This is a genomic window from Lutibacter sp., assembly GCF_013139515.1.
Taxonomy (GTDB): domain Bacteria; phylum Bacteroidota; class Bacteroidia; order Flavobacteriales; family Flavobacteriaceae; genus Lutibacter.
In genome coordinates this window covers 1-9,353 of sequence record NZ_WTAR01000151.1, presented here as the reverse complement: position 1 = coordinate 9,353, position 9,353 = coordinate 1, and the positions used below count along the sequence as shown (strand labels likewise).

Annotated in this window: 6 protein-coding genes; 1 reads left to right on the top strand and 5 read right to left on the bottom strand. The window is 30.3% G+C overall.

Annotated elements, in window-relative coordinates:
* Positions 1 to 167: 167 nt before the first annotated feature.
* Positions 168 to 1,340: an ATP-grasp domain-containing protein gene (locus GQ540_RS12965; protein WP_291801851.1), complete on the top strand. Its 1,173-nt coding sequence runs from the start codon at positions 168 to 170 to the stop codon at positions 1,338 to 1,340.
* A gap of 159 nt (positions 1,341 to 1,499) precedes the next feature.
* Here the strand turns inward: GQ540_RS12965 and GQ540_RS12960 are convergent, their stop codons facing one another.
* The 5 genes from GQ540_RS12960 to GQ540_RS12940 all read right to left on the bottom strand — a co-directional run.
* Positions 1,500 to 3,335 carry a M1 family metallopeptidase gene (locus tag GQ540_RS12960; protein WP_291801849.1) on the bottom strand — a complete coding sequence of 612 codons (1,836 nt, stop codon included), beginning with the start codon at positions 3,333 to 3,335 and terminating at the stop codon, positions 1,500 to 1,502.
* Positions 3,336 to 3,436: 101 nt separating this feature from the next.
* Positions 3,437 to 5,692 (bottom strand): ATP-binding protein, encoded by a 2,256-nt coding sequence (locus GQ540_RS12955; RefSeq protein ID WP_291801846.1) that lies wholly within the window; start codon positions 5,690 to 5,692, stop codon positions 3,437 to 3,439.
* Positions 5,689 to 6,657: a PhnD/SsuA/transferrin family substrate-binding protein gene (locus GQ540_RS12950; protein WP_291801840.1), complete on the bottom strand. Its 969-nt coding sequence runs from the start codon at positions 6,655 to 6,657 to the stop codon at positions 5,689 to 5,691. The genes GQ540_RS12955 and GQ540_RS12950 overlap by 4 nt, the downstream gene beginning before the upstream one ends.
* Positions 6,658 to 6,908: 251 nt before the next feature.
* A complete protein-coding gene (locus tag GQ540_RS12945) occupies positions 6,909 to 8,567 on the bottom strand; it encodes a S8 family peptidase (RefSeq protein ID WP_291801838.1) in 1,659 nt (552 codons plus the stop codon).
* Positions 8,568 to 8,579: 12 nt separating this feature from the next.
* On the bottom strand, positions 8,580 to 9,353 hold a 774-nt coding region (locus GQ540_RS12940; protein WP_291801835.1), incomplete at its 5' end, for an MBL fold metallo-hydrolase.

The following is a 9,353-nucleotide window of genomic DNA, read 5'->3' as shown; positions in this document are numbered from 1 at the left end:
AACGACTAAAAAATGCAGTAGAAGCTTCAAAAATTGATTTAAGCCTTGAGCAGTGGTTTAAAATTTACAATGCTTCAACAGGTGTTGAACTGCCTTAGTGTGTAATTAAAATAACATTCAACGTTTCTAGTTTTACTTAAATTTACACTCAACCTAATCAATTATATATGATTTTAATTGGCAAACCTTACGTTTCAGATTTTCTTATAAAAACAATTAAAAAAAATAAGTTTCAAATAGTTGCAACTGCTGAAGCTAAAGAGTTAATTTCTGATGAATCATTGAATTGGGTTTCAGAAGCTGCTGCAAAAAAAATTATAAAAAGTGAACCTAATCACCTTATATATTCTAATTCTGAAAACACAATTAGTTGGGTTGAAGCTAATTTAAGCGAAACTAAACGTCCTGAACAAATTAAGCATTTCAAAAATAAAATAGCTTTTAGAGAATTATTAAAAGATGTGTACCCAAATTACTTTTTTAAAGGTGTAAAATATGAAGATTTAGATACTTTTTCGGTAAACAATTTAAAATTTCCATTTATAATTAAACCTGCTATTGGTTTTTTTAGTTTAGGTGTTCATAAAGTTGATGAGCCTGCTGAATGGAATGACGTTTTAACTAAAATTAAAACTGATATTGAGCATATTAAAGGTTTTTATCCAACTGAAGTTTTAAACACTAACAATTTTATTATTGAAGAATGTATTGAAGGTGAAGAATATGCCATAGATTGTTATTACAATAATAAAGGCGAAGCGGTTATTTTAAATTGTATGCACCATGTTTTTTCGTCTGGAAAAGATGTAAGTGATAGAGTGTATTCAACTTCAAAAGAAATTATTACTTCAACTCTTAAACCTGTTCAAAATTTAGTGAATATTATTGGAGAAAAAACAGGATTAAAAAATTTCCCTATTCATATTGAAGTTAGAATTGACAGTAACGGAACAATTATTCCCATTGAAGTAAATCCAATGCGTTTTGGTGGTTGGTGTACAACTGGAGATGTAGCTAATTATGCTTTTGGTATAAATTCTTATGAGTATTTTATATATAATAAAAAACCTAACTGGAATGCAATTTTCAAACAAAAAGAAGATAAAAAATGTAGCCTTATTTTGTTAGATAACAATTCAGGAATTGAGCAAAATGATATTGCTTCTTTTGATTATGATAAATTACTTGCTGATTTTGAAAACCCATTACTTTTAAGAAAAATAACTATTGGTGAGTATCCAATTTTTGGTTTTTTATTCACTGAAACTTCAAAAGGTAATGAAGGGGAATTAAAAACCATTTTAACTTCCAATTTAAGAAAGTATATTGTTAAAAAGTAAATTTTTAAAAGTTTAAAAGAAGCTGTATAAAAAGCGTATTTTCGTCAACTTAAGCTTGTTTTAGGTTCGCATAATAGTTGATAATCAAAATATTAAGATTCTGAAATAAATTCAGAATGACGGTTTTTCAATACTTTTTATACAGTCTCTTTTCTTTTTTTACTCCTTTTCAAAAATATTATTTTCTCTATCAATATCAGCCATTAATTGAGACGAATCTATTTCAACAGTTTTAATTTTCTTTGAAGTAGAAAACGTATATGTAGGGTGAGCCCAAGTCCAATCTTTTAACACCGTTGCCGTAGTTGGTTTATTCCCTCGCATCATACGTAGCGGAATATTAAAGTTTTCTTCACTTCCATCAACATAAGTAACAGTTACATCAATAGGCATTGGCATTTGACCTACACGAGCTAACGTAATAGTGTTTTCTTCAACTTTTGCTATTGCATAATCTATAGTGTGTGTGGTTTCAATCCATTCATTTAAATACCAATCTAATTCTAGTCCTGATACTTTTTCGGCAACCCTTTTTGCATCATTTGGTGTTGGATGCTTAAATTTAAAATCTTCAAAATATTTTTTAAGCATTTTTTTTACATTTTCTTCGCCAATAATATAATTAAGTTGTGAAACAAACATACTTCCTTTACCGTAACTTCCAATTCCAAAAGCTGCATTTGTATTAAATCTATCTGCATGCGTTGTTAAAGGTTCTTCTATTCCATTTTTCACTGCATAATAATAGCCTCTATAGCCATTTGCATTTGGTGTATCATCACCACCTCTTAAAATTTTGTTTGAAGCCAATGTTGAAATATACGTAGTATAACCTTCATCCATCCAAGAATGTTTACTTTCGTTAGTGGCTAAAATATTATGAAACCAAGTGTGAGCAAACTCATGAAATACAGTACCTACAATTTCATTTAATGATTTTCCACCAGCAACTAAAGTACACATTGCATATTCCATACCGCCATCTCCTCCTTGAATTATAGAATACTGTTCCCAAGGGTATTGACCAATTGCTGCATTAAAATAATTCAATGCTTTTTCGGTTAATGGTTGTACTTCTTTCCAAGCTTTAGAATATTCTGGCGTGTTTTTATATAAAAAATGAAGCTTAGTACCACTTTCTGTTACTAATACATCATGTGTATAATTTGGATCAGCCGCCCAAGTAAAATCGTGTACATTTTCTGCTTTAAAATTCCAACTTAATTTTTCACCTTTTTTAATCGTTAGTTTTTGATTTTTATCTTCATAACCATGACCTATTTCTTGTGGATTTTGAAGATTTCCAGTTCCTCCAACAGTGTAATTTCTATCAATATGAAGTGTTACATCAAAATTTCCCAAAACGCCTTGAAACTCACGAGCAATATAAGCATCTGCATGCCAACCTTCAAAATCATATTCAGCCATTTTTGGATACCATTGTGCCATTGAAAGCGCAACTCCATCTTCATTATTTCTTCCAGCTCTTCTAATGTGTATTGGTAACTGTCCTTCAAAAACCATATTAAAAGTTACTTTTTCACCCGGTTGAATTGGAGTGTTTAATTCAACTTCTAAAATAGTTCCTTCAATAGTATATTTTAAAGCATTCCTATTTTGCTGAAGTGAAACTACTTTTAAATAACCAATCTCATTTGATTTAAGTTTTGAAATTCTACTTTCATATTTTGGATTTTCTTTCGTTCCTATATTGTTTACCATTCTTCCATCAGGATCAACAATTACTTGTAAACGAGCATCCATTTCGCTATTTGGTTGAAATGCATTGTAATACAAATGATAAAAAACGGTGTTTAAAACATCGGGTGAATTATTAGTGTACACCAATTCTTGAGTTCCATTATATTGGTAATTTTCAACATTCACATCAACATCCATTCTATAATCTACATGTTGTTGCCAGTACGTTGTGTTGCTTTGTGCTGAAACTATGTAAGTAACTATTAAAAATAGTAGGGGTAGAAATTTATTCATTTTAAATTTATTTTTAATGCGCAATATAAACATATCTCTATAAAACAAAAAAGCACACTCAACTTGAGTGTGCTTTTTAACAGAACATTATAATTTTTTTATTATTTATTGAAATGTTTTTGAATTAAACGAAGTATTTCTACCTCTTTTACTGGTTTTTTCAGGTATTCATTACATCCTGTTTTCAATGCTTTTTCTTTATCGCCAGACAGTGCAAATGCGGTTTGAGCAAAAATAACAACGTCTTTATTAAATTTTCGAATCTCTTGTACTGCTTTATAACCGTTCATTTCTGGCATTTTAATATCCATTAAAATTAAATCAATGTCTGAATTTACTTGACAATATTCAACAGCTTCAACACCATTTTTAGTATGGATTATATTATTACTGTATTTATTAATGACAAGTGTAAGATACTTATCACATATCTCATCATCTTCAACAATTAATATTTTAAGGTTATTAATTTTAGCAGCACCTTTTTCTTCAGTAGTATTATTTTTTAGTGGAATTTTTTTATCTTTTTTTGAAACATATGGAAGTGTAAAATAAAATGTAGATCCAACATTTTCTTCCGTTTCTAACCAAATTTCTCCACCAAGCATTTCAATGTAAGATTTTGTTATTGACAGCCCTAATCCGGCTCCTTCTAAAGCTTTTTTATCTAAAATATCAGCTTGTATAAATCTTTGAAAAATAGCTTTTTGTCTATTTTTTGGAACGCCAATACCTGTATCTTTTACATAAAAATTAAGTTGATTTTCTTTTTTTTCACATCCAAACTCTATAAAGCCTTCATTAGTATATTTAATGGCATTTTTAATTAAATTTGTGAGTACTGCGTACAGTTTTTCTCTATCAGTTTCTATAATAGCCTCTTCAAGAGTTAGGTTGTTTTTAACAACAAACTGTATCCCTTTATTTGTTATTTCTGGTTTAAAAAATGTATGAATAAATTCAATTTGCTCATTCAAGTTAGTTTCAGTAATTACTACATTCATTAACCCTGAATCTATTTTTGAAATATCAACAATATCATTAATAATATTTAACATTCTAGCTCCACTTTTTTCAATAATACCAATATATTTTTGTTGTTTATCTCCTGTAAGTTTTGGTGATTTTAACAATTCTGCGAAGCCAAGAATACCGTTCATGGGTGTTCGTATTTCATGACTCATATTAGCAAGAAATGCAGATTTTAAAAGATCAGATTCCTCAGCCTTTATTTTAGATTTTGTTAATTCTTGTTCAATTTTTTTACGAGCTGTTATATCAAAAAAAGTAACAAGTATTTCATTATTAATAATTGTACCTGAAATTACAATGGTTAATTTTTCTCCTGTTTTACTTTGTACTTCATATTCTTTTGCTTCAATATTACTTCCTTTTTTCTTTGCAATTTCTATATCGTTTCCCCAAGAATTTATTACTTTTTTTCTATACTCAGGGTTAGGATATGCTAATAACCACCATTCTTCAACGCTAGGTAAATCATCACCTGTGTACCCAAAAGTAGTCTCAAAGCTTCTATTAAAATCTAGAATTTGTCCTTTCTCATTAATCAAAGCTAAAGGCACATCGGCTAGATTAAAAAGCTTCTCAAAACGCACTATACTTTTATCTAATTTTAATTCTCTATCTGATAACGTATCAAGCATTGAATTAAATTCTTGAGCTAATAACGTAGCTTCATCTGAGCCTACAATTTTAGCTCTTGCAGATGGATTTCCTGCACTTACTTTGTTTATTGTATCCTGTACTAAATAAAGCCTTTGAGTAATACGCTTACCCATAAACCAAGCTATTATTGAACCTATTAAAATTGCTAAAATTGTGTATAATACACCATTAAGTGTAATTATAAATAGCTTTTTTTCTGCTGCCTTTTGGTTTAAACCTACACGTACCCAACCTATGTGGTTTCCTTTAAGTATAGCAGGTACAGCCACATCTACCAATTCAGGCGTTTTATTAAGTATTGTTAATTCTGCTTTATTAGGTAAATCAATTAAAAATTTCCCTTTTTTAATTTTATCTGAATGTGCTAAAATTAACCCTTGCTCATCTGTTAAAATAGCAAATATTAATTCTGGATAATGAAGTTGACTGTCCACCAATTCCTGAAGACCAGCAATATCATCAGAAGCTATCCAACCTGCTGCTGATGTTGATAGTGCCCAAGAAAGAGATTTTGCTTCTTCTAGTTGTCGATCAAGTAATAGCTCTCGCTGCCTACTTGTTAAATCTATAATAAAAACAGTCATCATCACAGCATGCACAAGTGCTACACTAAGTATTAAACGACCGCGTAAGGTGTTAATTAAAAAATGTTTAAAACCTTTATTTTTCATTCTATTTCAATTTTACGTACTTCTCTTTCAAACCTCTTTATATAATTTTTTACAGTATCATAACTTTTATTAGTAGCAACATAAAAACGTGCAGTTTCCATTCCAACAAGAATTTCTCTTCCTTGCTTAGAAGTATGAAGACCGTTAAGAAGTATTGAAACTTGGTCTTTTATTTTGTTTGGTACATTGTCACGAACCATTACAGAATTATTAATGAGACTTTTTGTTTCCCATATAACTTCTAAAGCTGAAGCTTCTTTTGGATGGTCTTTTTGAAAAGCTCTCCATGGTGGTGGCCACGTTGCTCCAACTGTTGATTTTTTTAAGTAAACATTCATAATTGAAGACTCTTGAGAGCCTACATATTTGTTTTCAATATCTTTAGAAACATTAATTCCATTCGTGTGTAAAAAATACTGAGGCATAATACAAGCTGCCAATGCTGTTGGCGAAGGATAACTTACTGCGCTACCTTTTAAATTTATAGGTTTATTAATAATTCCATCTTTACGCACAATAAATATTCCTTTAAAATCTTTTGATTCTCCTGCCATTGCTATAACATTATAACCATTATCCATAGCTTGAATTGTTTGCCAAGGGTTAGGAAGAATAAATTCGTCTTTTCTACTTTTATATTTATCTTCAAATCTTCCATAATCTCTAGAGGCTTCAGTTTTAAAAGTAATACCTTCAATTCTTTCGCTTAAATAATTCATAAGCGGCTGATATTCTTCTACCAGTTTTGCAGGATTGTGAAGTGGATGTATAGCGAAATGATATGTTTTGGTTGCTTGAGTAAGTGGATAATCTCCAATTTGTGGGCCTTTATATGTTGGCTCTTGCTTGCAACTTGAATTAACTATTGAAAGTGTGATTATAAAAACAAAGTATAACCCTCCTTTTAAATCAAAACACTTCAACAGTTTTGTAAATGTTGTTTTATTAACTGCAACAACTCTCATTTACTTATAATAATATCTTTATTAATAAATTTTACAGGAAATGAATTATGTCAAAAAAATATTCATTTTCTTATAAATAGAATTTTCTTACTCAATAAGTTTTTCGTAGCTATTATTTAAACGTCCTGAATCATGGCATTTATTAGAATGTTAAATTTAATGAAATTTGATGAAATTCCTATTTTAAATTTATTAAAAACAAAAAAGCACACCCAATTTGAGTGTGCTTTTTAACAGAATATTATATATTTTTATCCTTTATTCACCATTTTATCGGCTAAAACTAAAGCGTTATATGCATTTGCTACTTTTCCTGAAATTGATAATGTAGAAAACTTCACTTTTTTACCATTTTTATTTTCTTTTGACTTAGAACCTGGTAAAATTACTTCCATATCTAATTCTGTTCCAGAATTCATAATAATATGTTTTACTTGGCTTGCAGATAATTGTGGGTAATACGATCTCACTAAAGCTGCAATACCTGCTACTTCTGGTGAAGCCATTGAAGTACCACTAATTTTTTGATATTCATTCTTAGGGAAAGTTGAGTAAATTTGAACTCCTGGTGCAAAAACATCAACATTTGATTTTCCATAGTTACTAAATGAAGCAGGTAATTTTTCGTTGTAATTAGAACTCATCGCTCCAACTGTAAGCACATTATCTGCTATTTCAGCTAATTTATCCATAGAATCGTTTGGCCAATTATCTTTCACATCAATATCTTTACTGCTATTTCCAGCCGCATGTACTAATAATACATCATTTTTTTCAGCATATTTAATTGCGTCAAAAACCCAATGACGATGAGGAGAAAAACTTTTTCCAAAACTCATATTCACTACTTTCGCACCGTTATCAACAGCATATCTAATTGCTAATGCAACATCTTTATCGCGCTCATCACCATCTGGCACTGCTCTAACTGACATTAATTTGGCGTTATGTGCAACACCATTCATACCAACGCCATTGTTACGTGATGCTAAAATAATACCTGAAACGTGTGTTCCGTGAATTTCATCATCTTTTGAACCAATTACAAATGCATTACCATAATTTGTATCATCAATATTTGTTGGAGAATCTCCTACAATTGCTCTACCATCAAAGTTTAAATCGTAATTTTTATTTTTCTTTTGTGACTCGTAATATTCTAAGTATGCTTTTTCGTCTAACCCTCTTGAAAGAAGCCCTAAAACATCTCCTATTTGCGCTTGTAATTTTTCATCATCAGTTTTTACAGCTTGTAAATCTTCTAGACTAAAATCATCTTTGCCTAAAAAAGTTTTAACTGCAGCAAAATTTTCTCCAATTATTGTCAAACGATCTAATGTTTTAAAATGACGAGAAGATGCAGCTTCAAATGCTTTTGAATATTTTTGATATTTTTTAAAATCTGCTTTTTCTCCTTCAGCAATAGTTTCAGCAGTTTTTCCGTCAAAACGATTCTTATATTGTGCATACAAACGTGTAATTTCTAATTGTTCTGGCGCAGCAACACCGCTCCCTCCTAAAAAATTCCATCCATGAACATCATCTACATATCCATTTTTATCATCGTCAATTCCATTACCTGCAATTTCACCTGGGTTTGTCCAAAGTACATCTTTTAAATCTTCATGCTCAATATCAATCCCTGAATCTATCACACCAACAACAACAGTTACACCTGTTTTTCCTTCTAAAAATTTGTACGCTCTATCTAAGCTAATACCTGGAATTGTATCAGTTGCTAAATCTGCATGTGCCCAGTGATTAAATTTCTCATCTGTAATTTCTCCTTTTTTAGCTGCAACGCTTACAGCTGTATCCATTGTTGGAACTGCTATATTTTTAACAGAACTACAACTTGCTAATGTAATTGCGGCTATCGCTACTACATAAATTGATTTTACTATTCTCATTTTTATTTATGTTTAATTAAATACTTCCTTAAATTTATATGTTTGGTTTAATCGTACTCCTTTTTCGGTGTGTTTTACGGTGCACAACTCGTTGGTTGCATCGTGTTCAAAAAATAACAGGTAATTATTGTCTGCTGCTTTGTTTAAAAATATTGCTTTTTCGTCCATAGTTAACAACGGTCGCGTGTCATAACCCATTACATACGGTAAAGGAATATGACCAACTGTTGGTAGCAAATCTGCCATAAAAACAATTGTTTTTCCTTTGTATTGAATATGAGGAATCATTTGTTTTTCTGTATGTCCATCAGCTAATAAGATATCGAATCCTAATTCAGAATTTTGAATAAAATCTCCTGAAGGTAAATTCACAAAATTTAATTGTCCGCTCGCTTCAATTGGATTGATATTTTCTTTTAAAAATGATGCTTTTTCTCTCACATTTGGTTCAATTGCCCACTGCCAATGATTTTTATTGCTCCAAAATTTTGCGTTTTTAAACGCTGGTTCGTATCCTGTTCGGTCTTTATTCCATTGAATACTTCCTCCGCAATGATCAAAATGTAAGTGTGTTAAAAAAATATCGGTAATATCATCTCTATGAAATCCATGTTTTGCTAATGAAGTGTCTAAAGAAAAATCTCCAAACATGTAATAATGACTAAAAAACTTATCGGATTGTTTATTTCCTACGCCTGTATCAATTAAAATAAGCCTGTTACCATCTTCAATAAGCATGGTTCTTAAACTCATATCAATTAAATTATTGCTATCTGCAGGGTTTGT

What these genes read in the sequence shown, in the direction of transcription:
- GQ540_RS12950 (WP_291801840.1), bottom strand. Translation starts at nt 6,657, where the DNA reads ATGAGAGTTGTTGCAGTTAATAAAACAACATTTACAAAACTGTTGAAG.
- GQ540_RS12965 (WP_291801851.1), top strand. Translation starts at nt 168, where the DNA reads ATGATTTTAATTGGCAAACCTTACGTTTCAGATTTTCTTATAAAAACA.
- GQ540_RS12945 (WP_291801838.1), bottom strand. Translation starts at nt 8,567, where the DNA reads ATGAGAATAGTAAAATCAATTTATGTAGTAGCGATAGCCGCAATTACA.
- GQ540_RS12960 (WP_291801849.1), bottom strand. Translation starts at nt 3,335, where the DNA reads ATGAATAAATTTCTACCCCTACTATTTTTAATAGTTACTTACATAGTT.
- GQ540_RS12955 (WP_291801846.1), bottom strand. Translation starts at nt 5,692, where the DNA reads ATGAAAAATAAAGGTTTTAAACATTTTTTAATTAACACCTTACGCGGT.